The following is a 17,171-nucleotide window of genomic DNA, read 5'->3' as shown; positions in this document are numbered from 1 at the left end:
TGGCAATCGCGCCCGATTGCGGGGCACAGACCTCGCGGAATGTAGCCGGGTCGCGCCAGTCGCGCTAAAGGAATATTCAGGATTGTCGTGATTCTAGCGGGATTCGGCCTTGTCATCTTCCAGGGGACGGATGCGCAGACGCGTGATGCGGTTTTTTTCCCGCCGCAAAATGGTGAAGCGCTTGCCGTGGAAGGTGAAGGCCTGCTTTTCCTTGGGGATGCTCTGCGTTTCGTGGATCACAAGCCCCGCGATGGTTGTGGCTTCAGCATCGGGCAGGTTCCAGTCGAGCGCGCGGTTGAGGTCGCGAATCGGCACCGAACCGTCGACCAGCACTGAACCGTCCGGCTGCGGCCGGCAGCCCTGCACGTCGATATCGTGCTCATCGGCAATGTCGCCGACGATTTCCTCAAGGATGTCCTCAAGCGTGATCAATCCCTGAACATCGCCATACTCATCGACGACGATCGCTATATGCGCCTTGCGCCGCAAGAACGCATTGAGCTGATCCTGCAATGTGGTCGTATCGGGCACGAACCACGGCTTGGTCGCGACCTTCATGATGTTGATCTTCGCAAAGTCGCGGTCTGCGTCACGAATGGCCCGCACGAGGTCCTTGGCATGGACGACACCAACTATATTGTCGCTCGCCCCCTTCCAGACCGGGATACGTGTGTGATGGCTCGCCAGAATTTCGCCGATCACCGTTTCGACCGGATCGTCGGCATTGACCGAATCCATGTCTGTGCGATGGATCATGACGTCATAGACTTCGAGCTCGCGCAGATCGAGCAGCCCGCCGATCTGGTCGCGGTCGCCTTTGACGACTGAGCCTTCCTTGTGCAGGAGTTCGACCGCGCCGCGCAGTTCTTCCTGCGCCGACAACATGGATGTTCCCGCAGCAAGGTTGATGCCGAAGGCGCCCAGCATCTTGCGCACGATCCAGTTGACGAGGTCAGAGATTGGGCCGAGCACGAAAACCGTGCCCTGGGCGAAACGCACGAGCGCCAGCGCGTGCCGATCCGGGCTCGCAACGGCCCATGATTTCGGCAGGACTTCGGCGAAGATGACAAGCATCACTGTCATGATCGCGGTCGCATAGGCGACACCGGCCTGCCCGAAGAGATCAAGCAGCATGCTTGTCGTCAGCGACGAGGCGAGGATGTTGATCAGGTTGTTGCCGATCAGCATGACGCCGATCAGCCGGTCGCGCTTTTCGATAAGATTGGCAACGATCTTCGCCCGGCCGTCGCCACGGTTGGCGAGGCGATGCATTCGCGCCCGCGATGCCGCTGTCAGCGCCGTTTCGGACCCGGCAAACAGTCCGGAGATCAGGATCAGACCGAAGATGACTCCGCAAAAGATCCAGATTTCCAGGGTCATCTTTGCTGCTTCTCCTGCAAAAAACTCAATACGGCGGATGCCGGCACGTCCTTGGCTATGAAAGACTGGCCGATTCCCCGCGTGAGTATGAAGGTAAGCGCACCGCGCGCCACCTTCTTGTCCTGGGCAATATATTCCATCAGCCTTCCGGCGGGCGGCAAATCACCCGGTATTTCGTGGATTGATGTCGGAAGGCCGACCATGCGCAAATGCGTTTCAACCCGCGCGGCGTCGTCGGGGCTCGCCAGGTTCATCTTGGCCGAAAACTGATGGGCAAGGACCATGCCTATCGCTACAGCCTCTCCGTGCACCAGCCTCGAAGAATCATAGTGCGTTGCCGTTTCAAGCGCGTGCCCGAACGTATGGCCGAGATTGAGCAAGGCCCGGTCACCGGTTTCCCGCTCGTCGCGGGCCACCACGTCCGCTTTGGACCGGCAGGAGACGGCGATCGCCTCCGTCCGCTCCGGACCGCCTTCGAAGATGCCGCGCCAGTTCTTTTCGAGCCACGCGAAGAAATCGGGCCGGTCGATCAGGCCGTATTTGGCAACTTCCGCATAACCGGCGCGGAACTCGCGTGGCGACAGCGTGTCGAGAACATCCGTATCGGCAAGGACAAGCTGCGGCTGGTAGAACAGGCCGACGAGGTTTTTGCCGTGGATGGTATTGATGCCGGTCTTGCCGCCGACAGAGGAATCGACCTGCGCGAGAAGCGAGGTCGGCATCTGGATGAATCCCATGCCGCGGCGGGCGATGCCCGCGGCAAAGCCGGCGAGATCACCGATGACCCCGCCGCCGAAGGCAATCACAATGTCGCCGCGCTCAAGTCGCGCCGAAAGGATAGCGTTGGTCACGGTTTCGAGCGTGGCAAAGCCCTTGGACTTTTCGCCCGGTGCAACGATGATCGGCGTCACGTGAACGCCCGCTGCGTTGAGACTGTGCGTCAGGCGTTCAAGGTGCAGGCCGGCCACCGTTTCGTCGCTGACGATGGCAACGCGCATGGCGTCTGTCCGATCGGCGATCTCACGACCGGCGCGCTCGATAAGCCCCGAGCCGATGACAATATCATACGAGCGGTCCCCGAGCTTGACGGGAACGATCGTTTGCGCTGCGGCGGATGCTTCCGTCATTTACTCTTTTCCTCACCGGTCATCACCACGCCGCCGAGGTGCTCGGCAATTGCCTGCATCGCCTCGAGCGCGATGATCTCTTTCTTTTCTTCGCGCGAATTGATCGTCAGATCGGCCCGGGCATAGATCGGATAGCGCTCGGTCATCAACCGCTCCATGACGCCGCGCGGGTTGTCGTTCTTGAGAAGCGGCCGGTTCTGCTTGCGCGCCACGCGCTGCATCAGCACATCGAGCTCGGCCTTCAGCCAAAGCGAAACGCCCTCCGAGGCGATAGCCCGTCGCGTCTGGTCGTTCATATAGGCGCCGCCTCCGGTCGCAAGCACGATCGGTCCATCCTCCAGCATGCGGGCAATTACCCGGCGCTCGAGGTCGCGGAACTCGGCCTCGCCATAAGCTTCGAAGAGTTCCGGTATCGTCATCGTCGAGACCTTTTCGATCTCGTGATCGGCGTCGAAGAAGGGCAGTTCGACCAATGCGGCAAGCTTTTTGCCGACCGTCGACTTGCCGGCGCCCATCAGCCCGATGAGCACGATGGATTTGTGCCCAAGGCGCTCGCGGATGGACCTTGCAGTCTCTGATACGTCCGTATGTTCTACTTGGTCTTCAGTGGTGTTCATCATTGCGTATCGACAGGAAAACTCTGTTTTCGTCAAGCAAACTATAGTGGTCCCGCCCTTCTTGCCAGTTTCATGAAATCATAAGGTTTCGACGGCAGGATTATGGAACCTCAAATCTGACCATACGAAGCGAAAATGCCTACCCTGACACGATTGATCCTTGTCCTCGCGATCCTCGCCGGGCTCGTCTATGCCGGCATGGTCGCGCTGGTGACCTTCGTGCATCCCAAACAGACCGAAATGACCATTCGCATTCCAAGCGAGAAGCTCAACCCGAAGCCCGACCAGAAGAAGTGACGCCATGCGCGCTGCCGCCGCCATTGAAACATTTCTCGAAATGATGAGTGCCGAACGCGGCGCCGCCCGGAACACACTCGAATCCTATCGGCGCGATCTCGAAGACGCAGCCGCCTTCAGCGCGGCGGCTGGCGAGCAGCTTACAGATGCCGCCAATGCGACGGTTCGCGCTTATCTTGACGATATTTCGGCCCGTGGCTTCGCCGCAACCTCGCAGGCCCGCCGGCTCTCGGCGCTGCGCCAATTCTTTCGCTTTCTGTATACGGAAAATCTCCGGGGCGATGATCCAACGAGCACGCTCGATGCCCCCAAGAAGGAGCGGGCGCTTCCTAAAATCATGAGTGAGGCGGATGTCGAGAAACTGCTTGGACGCGCCGAGCTTGAGACGAACGATCCACAGGCCTCCGTCGCATCGCCGATGCAGGCCCTGCGTCTCCATGCGCTCCTCGAAATCCTCTATGCAACGGGCCTGCGCGTTTCCGAACTTGTCGGATTGCCGGTGGCTGTCGCCCGGCAGGACAGCCGGTTTTTGATGGTGCGCGGCAAGGGCTCGAAAGACCGCATGGTGCCACTTTCGACAAAGGCGCGCGATGCGATGAACCGCTACCTCGCCGCCCGCGATGCACAGCCCAATCTGGCGGACAATTCCTGGCTCTTTCCCGCTGTTTCCGAAACCGGCTTTCTGGCGCGGCAGGTTTTTGCCCGCGAGTTGAAAGGGCTGGCGGCCCGCGCCGGGCTAAAAAGTTCCGCGATCTCGCCGCACGTCCTGCGGCACGCCTTCGCCAGCCACCTCCTTCAGAATGGCGCCGACTTGCGCGCTGTCCAGCAATTGCTGGGTCATTCCGACATTGCGACGACCCAAATTTACACGCATGTGATGGAAGAACGCCTGCACAGGCTTGTCACGGAGCATCACCCTCTGGCAGACTAGGGAGAAGGGCGAAAAAGCATTCAACCAGAGGTCTGTCCATGTGGCACTTGTTGAAGAAGATGATCACCCGACCGGAGCCGCCGCCCGCCGAGGCCGACGGCGAAGTGATGCATTTTCATGATCGGGGCTTCACCCGCACCAGCCACCTCACCCGCTCCATGGGCTGGCGGCAAAGCTGGAGCTGGAACGAGGTAACCGCCTTCGGCTTTACCTTTACGCCCGCCATGTTTCCCGACCCGTGGTTTGGCGACTATATGGAAAGCCAATGGTTCTTTACCGTCGATGACGGCGAGCGCAAGGAACACATCTACTTCGATGTCACCTGGCTCGATCTTGACCGCCTGCCTCCCGGCCTTCTCGATCGTATGCCGGACCTTGACCTCGACATGTTGCGTGAAGGGTTGCAAACCGCAGCTTTGGGCCCGCGCCATTTTGCTGGCGAAGGCCGCTGGATCGGTTGGCAACACGCAGAACCGAAACCGAGGCGGCGCAAGACTGCCGCGCCGCCAAGGCCGCCGAAGCTTGCAAGGCGCAAGCCCGCGGCGAAGTAGCACCACACCTTCGCCTGAATTCCCCCCAATAAGTTGCGCCGCCGGCGCGCCGTTCGGCCATGTTTCTTGACATGCGCCTCGGCAACAGCCAGTTAGAGCAAAATTCACCGTTTGCAGGCAGACATCTCGTCCATGTACAACTACCTTGATTTTGAGAAACCGGTTGCCGATCTCGATGGCAAGATCCTCGAGCTGAAGAAGCTCGCCGAAGAAGGCGACGCGCTCGATACCAATGACGAGATCGCACGGCTGGAAAAAAGGTCGGCCGAGGCCCTGCGCGATCTCTACCGCAAGCTTACGCCCTGGCAGAAGGCGCAGATCGCCCGCCATCCGGACCGTCCGCATTGCGTGGACTATATTTCCAAGCTCTTTACCGACTTCACGCCCCTTGCCGGGGACCGCAATTTTGCCGACGACGACGCAGTGCAGGCCGGCCTTGCCCGTTTCAACGGCCAGGCAGTCGCCGTAATCGGTCAGGAAAAGGGCAACGACACCAAGTCGCGCCTCAAGCACAATTTCGGCATGGCCATGCCCGAAGGCTACCGCAAGGCCGTGCGCATCATGGAACTTGCCGACCGCTTCCAATTGCCGGTGCTGACCCTCGTCGATACGGCCGGCGCCTTTCCGGGCATTGCCGCCGAGGAACGCGGCCAGGCGGAAGCCATTGCCCGCTCCACCGCGGCGTGCCTCAACCTGAAAGTGCCGGTCGTCTCCGTCATCATCGGTGAAGGCGGGTCCGGCGGCGCCATCGCCATCGCCACGGCGAACCGCGTCTATATGCTCGAACATTCGATCTATTCGGTCATTTCGCCGGAAGGGGCAGCCTCGATTCTCTGGCACGATTCGACGCGCGCCAAGGATGCGGCAACCTCGATGCGCATTACGGCGCAGGATCTCTACGAACTGAAGATCATAGACGGCATCATCCCCGAGCCCATGGGCGGTGCGCACCGCGGCAAGGACGCCGCCATCGAGGCGACCGGCAACATCATCAACGTCGCCCTCAAATCCATGGGCAACATGGACGGCGACGCACTGCGCCAGGATCGCCGCGACAAATATCTCTCGATCGGCCGCAATCTTTAGAGCGTTTCTCTCCAAGCAGTAGGCGCTCAAGCCCCTCGCCTTCGACCTTTAATTGAGCAACGGCCGCTTGTCTCCGGGCTTTTTTTTGCGCTGCGCTTCACCGCATGCTGCAGCGAATTTTCTAAGTCGCCGAACAATCCGCGCCGCGACCGCACTGCCGAAAATAGTTTCGGTTTTTTTACGAAGCAGCTTGCAATTCGTTTCCCAACCCATTACGAACCGCGCTGCGCAGACGAACGCGCATAAGTGGTACGCGCCCGTAGCTCAGCTGGATAGAGCACCAGACTACGAATCTGGGGGTCAGAGGTTCGAATCCTTTCGGGCGCGCCATTCTTTCAATATGATCCAATTATGGTTGTGATTGCCAATGTAGGCGAGAGCCTGATTCCGCCTGCATTTACCGTGAGCTGTCAGCGACCTTGTGGCGATGCATCACTTGTGCCAGAAACATTTGGTATTTTTCACTGGAAAAGTTTCAGCTATCAATGGAATTGGTATACCGCAAATTGGATGGAGAGATTTCTCCCGATGCCGCGAATGTTCACTCGGCGCGATATCCCCTTGTCGTCGATCTCGATAAGACGCTGATATTGACCGATACCCTGCATGAGCAGGTGGTAGCCGCAATCTTTACCAAACCGGCAGCGCTCGCCTTCGCAGCTCCGAGTGTGCTGCGCGGGCGCGCCGCGCTGAAAGCCTCCCTTGCGTCGAAGGTTGATCTCGCTTCGACCGTGTTGCCCCTGCGTGAAGATCTGGTCAAGTGGCTGCGTGAGCAGGCCGCGGCAGGCCGCGAAATTCATCTCTGCTCGGCGGCAAATCAAGCGGTTGTCGAGAATGTTTCCCGCCGCGTCGGGATTTTTGCAAGCGCCATCGGTTCGGCGACGGCAAACTTGAAGGGCCGCGTCAAGGCAGAACATCTGGCGCGCACTTTCCCCGATGGGTTCGTCTATGTCGGTGACAGCCGAGCGGACCTTGCCGTGTGGAAGGCGGCTGAAGGGGTTGTTCTGGCTGGCGCGTCGCCCGGCGTCGCCAAGGCCGCGCGCGGTCTCGGCAAGCCGGTGGAAGCGGAGTTTTCCAATCATCCGCTCGGTTTGAAGGATAGCCTCAAAGCGCTGCGGGTCCACCACTGGTCCAAGAATGCGCTCATTTTCGTCCCGTTGGTTCTTGCCCATGCCTGGGGTGATTTTGCCGTTGTGCGTGATACGATCCTCGGTCTTATCTGCTTGCTGATGGTGACGTCTTCGACCTATCTGCTTAACGATCTTGCGGATTTGAGTGCCGACAGGGAGCACTGGTCGAAACGCAATCGGGCGCTCGCCAGTGGGCGGCTTCCGATCGCATCCGGCCTTTTGCTGGCTTGCAGCGGCCTCATAGCCGCCTTCATCGGCTCGTTGTTCCTGTCTCCCTATTTTACGCTTGCCTTGGCGGCCTATCTGACACTCACCCTGGCCTATTCATTCGGGCTCAAGCGCGTGCCCATCCTGGATACGCTCATCATCGGCATCCTGTTCACCACGCGCCTTATCATGGGCATTGCCCTTCTAAGGGTACCCGCGTCGGCGTGGCTGCTGACGTTCTCGGTGTTCTTCTTTTTCTCGCTCGCCATGGCCAAGCGTCACACCGAAATCGTCCGGGCTTCATCGAGCGGCTCCCATAGTCTCGCGAGCCGCGGCTACCTGATCGAGGACGAGCCGCTCACACTGGCACTTGGTGTAGCTTCCGCCGTCGCATCCCTGCTGATCATGGTTCTCTTCATCGTTGAAGAGATGTTGCCCGGTCCGTTTTATTCGCATCCGCAGTTGCTGGCAGGTATACCCGTCTTCCTCGCGATCTGGATCGGCCGTATCTGGTTGCTCGCCCATCGCGGCCGAATGAACGACGACCCCGTCAGCTTCGCCTTGCGTGACAGGCCCAGCATTCTGCTGGGCATACTGATCGCAGTGCTGTTTGTGGCTGCCCTATGACGTCATACATGGTTGCGGATGACATCCGCTCCTGGGGCGGAACGGTAAAAGCGCAGCATTTCGTTAGCCGGCCGAGTTGGCGTGAGCAACTGCCGGAGCTCCTTGCCCGGAAAGAGGGACGAAGCGTGCTCGGTATCGGATTGCGCCGGTCCTATGGCGACAGCGGCCTCAATCCCGATGGCTCGCTTATCGACATGACGGCGCTGGACCGGGTGATTTCGTTCGATCCTGTGACGCGGCTGTTGCGTGCGGAGGCCGGAATAGCCTTTGACAGCATCCTCGAACTCTTCGTACAGCGCGGCTACTTTCTGCCGGTTACGCCTGGCACGCGTTTCGTTACATTGGGCGGCGCCATTGCCAACGACGTTCACGGCAAGAACCATCATTCCGCTGGGACGATTGGCAGATGGGTGCGCCGCATCGGTCTCCTTCGATCCGATGGCACTGAGATCGAGCTGACGCCCGATGATCCAACAGGCTTATTTGCTGCAACGATTGGCGGATTGGGCCTGACGGGCCTGATAAGCTGGGCCGAGATCGAACTTCTGCCGATTGAGAGTGCCATGATGGAGGCGGAGACCATCCCCTTTGCCAATCTCGACGCATTCTTTGCCGTCGCAGCGGAAAGCGATGACGTTACGCATTACACGGTCGCCTGGGTCGATTGCTTGGCAAGAGGTGACCGGCTGGGGCGGGGACTCTTCAGCCGTGCCCGCCACGCGCCTTTAGGAGCGCGACTGACAAAACAAGTAAAGCCAAGGCTCAGCATGCCCTTCGCAATGCCGGGCTTCATGCTGAACCGTACCTCCATAGGTTGGTTCAACAGCCTTTATTTCTACCGCGGCCGCCAGGCTGCCGGACCTGCGATTACTCCATACCCGCCTTATTTTTATCCCCTGGATGCCATCGGCCATTGGAACCGGATGTATGGCAGCCGGGGCATGTACCAGTATCAATCGGTCGTGCCGCCAGGCACGGCGCGCGACGCCACGCGGGAAATGCTCGAGACGATATCCAAGGCTGGCGAAGGCTCCTTTCTCGCGGTGCTCAAGACCTTTGGTGGAGTGCCGTCACCCGGACTTTTATCTTTTCCGCAGGCGGGCACGACGCTCGCACTCGATTTTCCCAACAAGGGCCAGTTGACGCTTGACTTGTTGAACCGGCTCGACGACATCGTCCGGGAGGCAGGCGGGCGGCTCTATCCTGCCAAGGACGGGCGGATCTCCGCATCCATGTTTCGCGCCGGCTATCCGGCGTGGGAGACGTTTGCCAACCATGTCGACCCTGCATTCTCGTCAGCCTTCTGGCGAAGAGTGAGTCAATAACGAAGAGGAATGATTTTTTGCGCGTTATCGTTTTGGGAGCGACATCGGCGATTGCCGAGGCCACGGCCCGCCTCTACGCACTGGAAGGCGCTGATCTGCTGCTGGTAGGCCGCCAGGAAGGCAAGCTTGAAGCCATTGCTGCGGATCTGAAGGTTCGAGGCGCTTCCCGCGTCGAGACAGCTGTCCACGATCTTGCTGTTTCGGACGATGTGCGCACCAGGCTTGCGGAACTTGTTGCGACGCTTGGAGGCGTCGATCACGTTATCGTCGCCTACGGGATTCTCGGCGATCAGAACGAGGCCGAGCGCTCGACGGAGGTGGCGGAGGATATCCTGCGGATCAACTTCAATTCTGCAGCGGCCTGGTGTCTGGCTGTTGCGGATTTGTTCGAAACCCAGGCTCGGGGTTCGCTTGTCGTGCTGGGATCAGTGGCGGGCGACCGCGGCAGGCGCGCGAACTACGTATATGGGGCTGCCAAGGCAGGCCTTGCCGCTCTCGTCGAAGGCATATCGCATCGTTTCGCCAGCAATGGTCCGCGCGCGGCGATTGTCAAGCCGGGCCCGACCATTACGCCAATGACCGATGGAATGAAGCGCAAGGGCGCGTTGTGGGCGACACCGGAGCAAATTGCGACGGTGGTGCGGCGGGCCGCGGATGGCAAAGGCCCCGTATTCTACGCCCCGGCCCGCTGGCGCTTGATAATGCTCATCATCCGCAACTTGCCCACAGCAATCTTCAACCGGATGAGCATATGACCCGCAAGATCATCATCACCGGCGCGGCAGGGCTTGTCGGACAGAACCTCATAGCCCGGCTCAAGGCAAATCCAGACATTGCCATCGTCGGCATCGACAAGCATCCCGCCAACACGGCGTTGCTTCGGCGGATCCATCCGGAAATCGAAGTCATCGAGGCTGATCTTGCAAAGCCCGGTGCCTGGTCGGGCGCGCTCGCTGGAGCAGATGCCCTGGTGCTCAACCAGGCCCAGATCGGCGGCCTTTATGAGCAGGAATTCACCGACAACAACGTGACCGCCACTGAGAACATTGTAGCGGCCATGCGCGAGCACGGAACGCCTTACTTCGTGCAGATTTCATCGTCGGTCGTGCGCTCGCAGGCCGATGATTTCTACACGCGTTCAAAAACGGCTCAAGAGAAGTTCATCGATACCGTAACCGATATTCCGCATTTGATATTGCGCCCGACATTGATGTTCGGCTGGTTCGACCGCAAACATCTTGGATGGCTGCGCCGGTTCATGGATCGCACTGCGGTCTTCCCGATCCCGGGTGACGGCAAGTTTATCCGCCAGCCGCTATATGTCGGTGATTTCGCCGCCATCATCGCTGCCGGATTGGATAGCCGGGCGACGGGTACCTACGACATTTCGGGACTGGAACAAGTCCACTATGGCGAGTTGATTGCACTCATCCACGACATCGTCAAACCAAAGGCGAAGATCGTCCATATACCCTATGGGCTGTTCTGGGCTCTGCTATACGCCTATGGCAAGCTCAACAAAAACCCGCCATTTACGACCAGCCAGCTGGAGGCGCTTGTCATACCAGAGACGTTCCCGGTTATTGATTGGCCAAAAATTTTCGGTGTCAAAGCAACCCCGTTGCGGAAAGCGCTCGAGGAGACTTACCTCGATCCGCGCTATTCCGGTATTGTTCTCGATTTCTAAGGATCGCCATGAGCAGGATCGTCGTCATAGGTGCCGGGCCAATGGGACTTGCGGCAGCACATCGCGCCGTTACCCTCGGTCATGAGGTTGACCTGATCGAGGCGGACAGCAAGCCGGGCGGGATGGCAGCGCATTTCGACTTTGGCGGATTGTCGATCGAGCGTTACTACCATTTTGTCTGCAAGACCGACGAGCCGACATTCGCCTTGATGGAAGAGCTTGGCATTGGCGACAAGATGCGCTGGACGCCGACCTCCATGGCTTACTACATGAAGGGCAAGGTCCATCCTTGGGGCAGTCCGATTTCGCTTCTGATGTTCCCGCATATGAGCCTCATCGCCAAGCTGCGGACAGGCGTTCAGATGTTTTTGACGACCAAGGCGAAGGCATTCGATCGCATCGAAAAGTTGACCGCGCGCCAGTGGATCGAAGGCGGTTCAGGCAAGGAAGTCTACGACACATTGTGGCGGCGCCTCATGCAGCTCAAATTCTATGAACTCTCGGATGATATTTCGGCGTCCTGGATTGCCACTCGCATCAAGCGCATCGGCAATTCGCGCCGCTCCATTTTTCAGGAGGAACTCGGCTATATCGAGGGCGGCAGCGAGACCCTGGTCAAGGCGCTTGCATCCGCCTTCGAGGCAAAGGGAGGTCGACTGCAACTTTCAGCGCCGGCAGAGAAAATCGAGACCGAGGACGGTAAGGTCACCGGTGTTACAGCGGGCGGAAGGTTCTTCCCCGCCGATGCGGTCATCTCCACCGTGCCAACGCCGCTCGTATCTAAGCTGGCTCCGGATCTTCCGGAGGCGTGGAAGGCAAAATACGATGCAATCCGCAATATCGGCGTCGTTTGCCTCCTGTTCAAGTTGAAGCGTTCGGTCACCAAAAACTTCTGGCTCAATATCGTAGACGACGACATCGACATTCCCGGTATCATCGAGTTTTCGAATCTGCGCCCTGTCGATGATACGATCGTCTATGTGCCCTATTATATGCCCACGACCCAGCCGAAATGGCAGTGGACCGACCAGCAGTTCATCGAAGAGGCGTTCGGCTATATAAGCCGCATCAATCCGGCAGTCACCAAAAGCGACCTGATCGATGCAAAAGTCGGCCGCCTGCGCTATGCCCAGCCGGTCTGCGAGCCGAATTTCTACGAGAAGCTGCCCGACGTTCAGACCCCGATTGCAGGACTGCAGATTGCCGACACATGCTTTTATTATCCTGAAGATCGCGGCGTTTCGGAGAGCATTCGCTTTGGCCGGTCAATGGCAGAGGCGGTCATCTGATGCGTGAGCGAGCGATCTCAGTTGTAGGATCTTCCTTCGTGCGGTTTGTTATTTCAGGCGGGATAGCCGCCGCAATCAACATTCTTTCCCGCATCGCTTTCTCGCAGTTCCTGCCCTTTAGTGCAGCTATTGTGCTGGCCTTTCTGGTAGGAATGACGACGGCCTTCATATTGATGAAGCAGTTCGTTTTCGAAGAGTCCGGCAACTCGACTGGAAATGAATATGTGCGCTTTGGACTTGTGAACCTTGTCGCACTTTTGCAAGTCTGGCTGGTGAGCATCATTCTGGCGCGGTGGCTGCTCCCTGCGATCAACTACAATTGGCATGTTGATACAACGGCCCATGTTGTCGGGGTCCTCAGCCCGGTCCTTACCAGCTACGTCGCGCATAAATCATTCACCTTTGCCGGCACCGCACGGTAGAGTCCTACAGCGTTCGTTACGCACGACGGATCGTTTCGCAGTGGCAGGTCGTGGGCTAAAAGTAGGTTAGTTTCCGATGGCGGACTTTATGTGGAAACAATTCCGTGTCCTCGCCAATTTCCCGTAAAGACCAACCTTGGGATCTCAGTGTCATCGGGATTGCTCGTTCAAGCACGTGGCCGTAAGTTCCATCCCTTTGACCGTCCTCTGTCTCAAACTGATCCAAGTCGACATTGGAAAGAATCTCATTCGCGCATTGCGATCGTATCCAAAACATGGTTCCTGCATAGAAACCAAGGTCGTCGGAGGCTGGCGGATTTGATCCTGCCGATGTCATGAACTTAAATACTCGGGCCTGGTTCGAGCCCCAGTATCGCAGATCGCTGACATAGGATCCGCTTGCGCCAATCATCGCCAATTTAGGCGAGTTGCCAAATTCATTGACGATCTTTTGGACACCTGCTTCAGAGGGAATAAGTTCATTCAGCAGATCGCGTCTCCATTTCTCGCCGGTTGGAGAATAGAGGCTACGCTTCCCGTGAATTTTCAGGATTGGGATATTGTCGGGCAATTTGAGAAGAGCGAGTACCTTAAGAAAGGGCAGGACATCCCGCCCTTTGTTTTCGGTAGCCAATACGTCAAGCGAGACCTTGCTTCGTCGCCATCCAGACTTGAACGATGCCAGCACGGACGGACTTGATGACGTAACATGGACCTGGCTTCCATCCGGCAATCGGTCGAGTATCAAAATGAGTTCGTCGACGACTTCTTCATAGTGGCAATGGCAAATGACGATAAGCGGCGGCTTGATAGTCTCTTGCTTTATAGCTGGCACAGGTTGTTGGGTGACTGCCAACTGGGCAATCTCCTTCAGACGAGCGGAATCGCTCAGCGACAAGGGATTTTTGATAAGTCGCTCATATTTGACAATGCCATAACGCAGTTCAACTTCATCGGCGTAGTCATGCGTTGGATTAATTCCTCGCTTGGGTATGACGCGCCTTTGAAGACGCGAAGTATTCGAATCCATAATTGACGAGAAATCGGCACCCATGTCCTTGAGACACGACGATAGTCCAATTTCGTAGGCATAGATCACGTCCAGCCGAGTAGGTTGGGGTCGGACACTACTCATAAATTGCTGAAACGGTCGCCGCGAAAAAACAGAACGATCCACTGCGAAGAGATAACTCTGTCCATGCTCGGTGATCTGGAGCGAACTTGTAAGGAACACCGCCGGATCATTGGACTTGAACAGGAGGTCCAAGGCGTTGGTGAATTTTGACTCGTTGGAAATGAAGAAGCTATCATTGCAGAACAGAATTTTACTTGCGGGACCGGCGCCTTGGATGGCGTCGAACCCAACCGAGTAGCTCATGAAATCGTACCCGACGTTCCCGCGTTGAATGACCGCGTAACCCAGTTGCTTCGCGAAGTCGGAGTCCCGGTCCGATATTCCTGTGGAAACGACAACGGCATCGCTTACGACCGGCCTGAGCGTTCGCAACAGATTGTGCCAGTTGGCGGACTTTTCGCTGTACGGGTCAAAATGGGCGATGACAGCATTAATGCGCAACTTAGAGCCCTCTAACGCTTCGCCCTAAACGATAGCCTGCGCGTGCGATGCGATATAAAATGTTACGCTTCCGCAATCGATTTGCCATTAACGTAGCGAAGGGCACATTGTGTCCGGTCCGTAGTGCCTGTATCTCGCTCAATGCTTCCTTGTATCGATATTCCAGCCCCGACAGATACTTGAAGTCCTTGATGTCGTAGGAGTCGATTGAAGCCAGTGCACCCATCGTCGAATCGTGTGAGGGGGTGGCGGCAATGTATCGATCAGCGTCGACTGCTCGACGAACAGCTTCCAAATGCTGATGGCCATATTTCAGGCATGGCTCCAAATGACAACCCTCCGCCCATTCATTCCACGCGTTGATAAAAACAAACTTTTCCTTGTTTCGATCGTCTTTCAGCGTTTTTACGCTCTGTTGACGCAGCCAGAACTCGAAAAGCTCCGGCGAGGAATTAATGAACGTGAAGGGATCATTCTGACGACGCGCCGTATTGTCCCAGGATGGCATTGACCCATGAAAGAATAGAAAATCATCGTGGGTGCGATCAATCGATTCTGACATCACGGCCCGGTAGTCCATGATATTGCCGCGAAACTCCGGGTTGGTGATCCTTGGAAGTTGAGAAGCAAACGCGTTTTTCAGATATTGATGCGGTGGGAATTCCACCAAAGCATCGCAGCCCCAGTCAGCCGGGTCGAAAATATCATAGAACGCAACGGACGCGATAAAAAGGCCAGGCAAGCCAGCTTCCTTGGCACGCTTTCGCCAATGGTCAAAAGTCGTTTTTGAATCGACCAAAATGTCAGGTCGATAGATTACGATCATGGGTAGGCCGTCATAACGGATGTACCGCTCATCACGCATATAGGGGATCACATCGTCAATGAAGCGATTGTCATTCTCGACGCTATGCTCATTGGCGAGCAGAACTTCATTGTTTCCACCATCCCAGCGCTTCGTCCAATTTTCGTTGGCCCAGCAAAAACAAAATGGCATATCAATCTTGTTGTCCACGAAGACGTCTATCGGCGTTTCGAGAATTCTTCGCCCTGAGAACCAGTAATAATAAAAACAAAAACCATAGATGCCGTTCTGCCTGGCTAGAGCAGCCTGAGCCTGCATCGTCTCCGGCATACGCAGATCATAGAATCCGAGATCTTTTGGAATTTGAGGCTGATAATGGTCTTCAAAGTTGGCCCGCGCTTTTGCGACGTTGGTCCATTCCGTGAATCCGGCGCCCCACCATTCTGAGTTTTCTTTGACGGGATGAAACTGCGGCAAATAAAAGGCAATAGGTTTAATCATAAATCGCTAGTCTTCTGATTAGAAATGGCCAACCCTTAGTGAAGAATCCTGCCACGTCTGTCAAACCATAATCTCCCGCGACCCCTGATTTAGCGCCAGGCCGTCGAAATTCAAACCCGTATCAACCTTGCGAACATATCGATTTCATCTCGCGGGGTTAGAGTTACGACATCCAGTTTAAAGGGTATCCGACCGGTGTAGGCCATCATCCCGATCTCGTGAAAAAATGTCTGGGGCGTAAAAACCCAACAATGACAATCAACGTAATCGTTGACGGATTGCATCGCCTTATCAATTGCGTAGTCTAGCGTATGTACAAGCTTTCCCTCACGCTCGTGCCACCGAAAACTATCAAAAACTTGTGTTGGTGATGGCCTGGTCTGTTTCTGGATAAACGCACCGTAGAAGTCCTTTTCTTCTGAAACGGACCGCCTGCTGTCGAAGGTCTTCTCCTTGTTTGGAATGATGAGTGACAGCACACCTCCCTTCCTCAACACGTCCCCAACGTCACACAGCCAAGAAATAATATCGGGCACGTGCTCGATGACATGCGATGCAATCACGTAATCAAATCTGAGGTTGTTTGGCACGACGCGCGCAAGTGGTCCTCCATCAGTTATAAAATCAACATCAACAATGTTTTGTACGTTCACTGTTGGGGTATGTTGATGGTTTCGCCTCAGATTATCTGTCGAGCAATAGTCAGCGTAATACACTTTTCCCACAGAACGCAGCGCACATGGATTGTCCAATGCGCCAATCTCCAGCCCAATTCCCGTCGCCTGGTCGATCTTCTCGAATAATTGTTCCGGTCTCGATAAAACCCGTTCGACAAGCATGTCCCCTCCAAAAGCGCATTAGATTTCGGCTTCGACTACAATGCACGTTGAATACAACTTTAAGTTATCATAGACGTTGGCGATTCCGACAGGCAAACTAGGGGAAAATTTAGGTGTTGCAATTAGAAAGAGCGGAGACGGTAATCTGCGGAACATGCCTCCCTGCAAGCGTCTATCTGTGGGATCGTTTTCAACCAGCCCTAGAGACGGGACTTGCATGAATGAGTGTTGAGCTTAGGAAAGAACGTCCAACATCGGTACTCGACAAATATCGTGGCACACTCGACTGTATCAGCCCCGCTTCATTTTGGCCCGTCGACAATCTCGTCCGCGAATCTGCGTGGAAAGAATATGCGCCATTTGCATATTGGCTCGCTGAATCTCAAGAACCTCGCACATTTGTGGAACTGGGAACGCACGGTGGCTTTTCTTATTTCGCCTTTTGCCAAGCGATTAAGAAATTGGCGCTGGAGACAAAGTGCTATGCAATTGATACTTGGACAGGAGATGAACACTCTGGTCTTTATGAGGATGACGTTTTTGATACGGTCAAATCCTATAACGACGAGCACTAGATTACGGAATTCAACGTCTTGGAAACTGACGGGCCCCCTTAGATTTTTCGGACGCCTGATCGGTCGCGGTTAGTGAGCGCTCTCATCGATAAGGCAACAAAGACTCTTGCCGCCGAGCTCGGTGACGCGGGTATCGCACGCGAACCTGGAAAGGCCGTACAAGCCTTCCTTGAAACGCGCGAGCCACCAGCTTCTGATT

At 56.5% G+C, this 17,171-nt stretch carries 17 protein-coding genes and 1 tRNA gene; 12 read left to right on the top strand and 6 right to left on the bottom strand.

All coding sequences use genetic code 11. The features are described from left to right. Positions 1–93 precede the first annotated feature (93 nt). The 3 genes from BR48_RS0110840 to BR48_RS24335 are packed head-to-tail and all read right to left on the bottom strand — an operon-like array spanning position 94 to position 3,124. Complete coding sequence (locus tag BR48_RS0110840; RefSeq protein ID WP_027231321.1) at positions 94–1,380, bottom strand: HlyC/CorC family transporter; 1,287 nt, start codon at positions 1,378–1,380, stop codon at positions 94–96. Next, complete coding sequence (gene aroB / locus BR48_RS0110835) at positions 1,377–2,507, bottom strand: 3-dehydroquinate synthase (RefSeq protein WP_027231320.1); 1,131 nt, start codon at positions 2,505–2,507, stop codon at positions 1,377–1,379. Before aroB ends, BR48_RS0110840 begins: the two co-directional genes overlap by 4 nt. After that, positions 2,504–3,124, bottom strand: a complete 621-nt coding sequence (locus tag BR48_RS24335) for a shikimate kinase (protein WP_036814191.1) — start codon at positions 3,122–3,124, stop codon at positions 2,504–2,506. The genes aroB and BR48_RS24335 overlap by 4 nt, the downstream gene beginning before the upstream one ends. A 135-nt stretch (positions 3,125–3,259) precedes the next feature. On the opposite strand from BR48_RS24335, the gene BR48_RS25480 reads away from it, so the two are divergent. The 11 genes from BR48_RS25480 to BR48_RS0110775 all read left to right on the top strand — a co-directional run bounded on the left by BR48_RS25480 (position 3,260) and on the right by BR48_RS0110775 (position 12,676). After that, positions 3,260–3,421, top strand: a complete 162-nt coding sequence (locus tag BR48_RS25480) for a hypothetical protein (RefSeq protein ID WP_051614764.1) — start codon at positions 3,260–3,262, stop codon at positions 3,419–3,421. Positions 3,422–3,425: 4 nt separating this feature from the next. Then, complete coding sequence (gene xerD / locus BR48_RS0110820; RefSeq protein ID WP_027231319.1) at positions 3,426–4,352, top strand: site-specific tyrosine recombinase XerD; 927 nt, start codon at positions 3,426–3,428, stop codon at positions 4,350–4,352. A 38-nt stretch (positions 4,353–4,390) separates the two neighbouring features. Next, positions 4,391–4,903 (top strand): hypothetical protein, encoded by a 513-nt coding sequence (locus BR48_RS24330; protein WP_174208184.1) that lies wholly within the window; start codon positions 4,391–4,393, stop codon positions 4,901–4,903. Between the two features lie 132 nt (positions 4,904–5,035). After that, complete coding sequence (locus tag BR48_RS0110810; protein WP_027231318.1) at positions 5,036–5,989, top strand: acetyl-CoA carboxylase carboxyltransferase subunit alpha; 954 nt, start codon at positions 5,036–5,038, stop codon at positions 5,987–5,989. Between the two features lie 253 nt (positions 5,990–6,242). Beyond that, positions 6,243–6,319, top strand: a tRNA-Arg gene (locus BR48_RS0110805). A 155-nt stretch (positions 6,320–6,474) separates the two neighbouring features. Then, complete coding sequence (locus tag BR48_RS24325) at positions 6,475–7,953, top strand: UbiA family prenyltransferase (RefSeq protein WP_051614762.1); 1,479 nt, start codon at positions 6,475–6,477, stop codon at positions 7,951–7,953. 8 nt (positions 7,954–7,961) lie between these two features. Further along, entirely contained in the window at positions 7,962–9,278 is a 1,317-nt protein-coding gene (locus BR48_RS0110795; RefSeq protein ID WP_027231317.1) for an FAD-binding oxidoreductase, read from the top strand. A 17-nt stretch (positions 9,279–9,295) separates the two neighbouring features. Further along, positions 9,296–10,033, top strand: coding sequence for an SDR family NAD(P)-dependent oxidoreductase (locus BR48_RS0110790; RefSeq protein ID WP_036813696.1), 738 nt, complete (start codon positions 9,296–9,298; stop codon positions 10,031–10,033). Beyond that, positions 10,030–10,965, top strand: a complete 936-nt coding sequence (locus tag BR48_RS0110785) for an NAD-dependent epimerase/dehydratase family protein (RefSeq protein ID WP_027231315.1) — start codon at positions 10,030–10,032, stop codon at positions 10,963–10,965. Before BR48_RS0110790 ends, BR48_RS0110785 begins: the two co-directional genes overlap by 4 nt. An 8-nt stretch (positions 10,966–10,973) precedes the next feature. Further along, entirely contained in the window at positions 10,974–12,254 is a 1,281-nt protein-coding gene (locus tag BR48_RS0110780) for an NAD(P)/FAD-dependent oxidoreductase (RefSeq protein WP_027231314.1), read from the top strand. A 38-nt stretch (positions 12,255–12,292) separates the two neighbouring features. Beyond that, positions 12,293–12,676: a GtrA family protein gene (locus tag BR48_RS0110775; RefSeq protein WP_245273364.1), complete on the top strand. Its 384-nt coding sequence runs from the start codon at positions 12,293–12,295 to the stop codon at positions 12,674–12,676. A gap of 55 nt (positions 12,677–12,731) precedes the next feature. Here the strand turns inward: BR48_RS0110775 and BR48_RS0110770 are convergent, their stop codons facing one another. From BR48_RS0110770 to BR48_RS25475, 3 genes are all read right to left on the bottom strand, one after another. After that, positions 12,732–14,252 (bottom strand): rhamnan synthesis F family protein, encoded by a 1,521-nt coding sequence (locus BR48_RS0110770; protein WP_027231312.1) that lies wholly within the window; start codon positions 14,250–14,252, stop codon positions 12,732–12,734. A gap of 1 nt (position 14,253) precedes the next feature. Then, complete coding sequence (locus BR48_RS24320; protein WP_051614758.1) at positions 14,254–15,558, bottom strand: glycoside hydrolase family 99-like domain-containing protein; 1,305 nt, start codon at positions 15,556–15,558, stop codon at positions 14,254–14,256. 110 nt (positions 15,559–15,668) lie between these two features. After that, positions 15,669–16,397: a class I SAM-dependent methyltransferase gene (locus tag BR48_RS25475; RefSeq protein ID WP_051614755.1), complete on the bottom strand. Its 729-nt coding sequence runs from the start codon at positions 16,395–16,397 to the stop codon at positions 15,669–15,671. A gap of 221 nt (positions 16,398–16,618) precedes the next feature. On the opposite strand from BR48_RS25475, the gene BR48_RS26180 reads away from it, so the two are divergent. After that, a complete protein-coding gene (locus BR48_RS26180) occupies positions 16,619–16,972 on the top strand; it encodes a class I SAM-dependent methyltransferase (protein ID WP_155810834.1) in 354 nt (117 codons plus the stop codon). Positions 16,973–17,171 lie beyond the last annotated feature (199 nt).

This window comes from Phyllobacterium sp. UNC302MFCol5.2 (assembly GCF_000686005.1).
GTDB lineage: Bacteria > Pseudomonadota > Alphaproteobacteria > Rhizobiales > Rhizobiaceae > Phyllobacterium > Phyllobacterium pellucidum.
The sequence above is the reverse complement of the archived record's forward strand: the minus strand, read 5'-3'. Positions and strand labels throughout refer to the sequence as shown.

Excerpts from the sequence above, each read along its gene's own strand:
- BR48_RS0110840 (WP_027231321.1), bottom strand. The coding sequence starts at position 1,380 with ATGACCCTGGAAATCTGGATCTTTTGCGGAGTCATCTTCGGTCTGATC.
- aroB (WP_027231320.1), bottom strand. The coding sequence starts at position 2,507 with ATGACGGAAGCATCCGCCGCAGCGCAAACGATCGTTCCCGTCAAGCTC.
- BR48_RS24335 (WP_036814191.1), bottom strand. The coding sequence starts at position 3,124 with ATGAACACCACTGAAGACCAAGTAGAACATACGGACGTATCAGAGACT.
- BR48_RS25480 (WP_051614764.1), top strand. The coding sequence starts at position 3,260 with ATGCCTACCCTGACACGATTGATCCTTGTCCTCGCGATCCTCGCCGGG.
- xerD (WP_027231319.1), top strand. The coding sequence starts at position 3,426 with ATGCGCGCTGCCGCCGCCATTGAAACATTTCTCGAAATGATGAGTGCC.
- BR48_RS24330 (WP_174208184.1), top strand. The coding sequence starts at position 4,391 with ATGTGGCACTTGTTGAAGAAGATGATCACCCGACCGGAGCCGCCGCCC.
- BR48_RS0110810 (WP_027231318.1), top strand. The coding sequence starts at position 5,036 with ATGTACAACTACCTTGATTTTGAGAAACCGGTTGCCGATCTCGATGGC.
- BR48_RS24325 (WP_051614762.1), top strand. The coding sequence starts at position 6,475 with ATGGAATTGGTATACCGCAAATTGGATGGAGAGATTTCTCCCGATGCC.
- BR48_RS0110795 (WP_027231317.1), top strand. The coding sequence starts at position 7,962 with ATGGTTGCGGATGACATCCGCTCCTGGGGCGGAACGGTAAAAGCGCAG.
- BR48_RS0110785 (WP_027231315.1), top strand. The coding sequence starts at position 10,030 with ATGACCCGCAAGATCATCATCACCGGCGCGGCAGGGCTTGTCGGACAG.
- BR48_RS0110780 (WP_027231314.1), top strand. The coding sequence starts at position 10,974 with ATGAGCAGGATCGTCGTCATAGGTGCCGGGCCAATGGGACTTGCGGCA.
- BR48_RS24320 (WP_051614758.1), bottom strand. The coding sequence starts at position 15,558 with ATGATTAAACCTATTGCCTTTTATTTGCCGCAGTTTCATCCCGTCAAA.
- BR48_RS25475 (WP_051614755.1), bottom strand. The coding sequence starts at position 16,397 with ATGCTTGTCGAACGGGTTTTATCGAGACCGGAACAATTATTCGAGAAG.
- BR48_RS26180 (WP_155810834.1), top strand. The coding sequence starts at position 16,619 with ATGAGTGTTGAGCTTAGGAAAGAACGTCCAACATCGGTACTCGACAAA.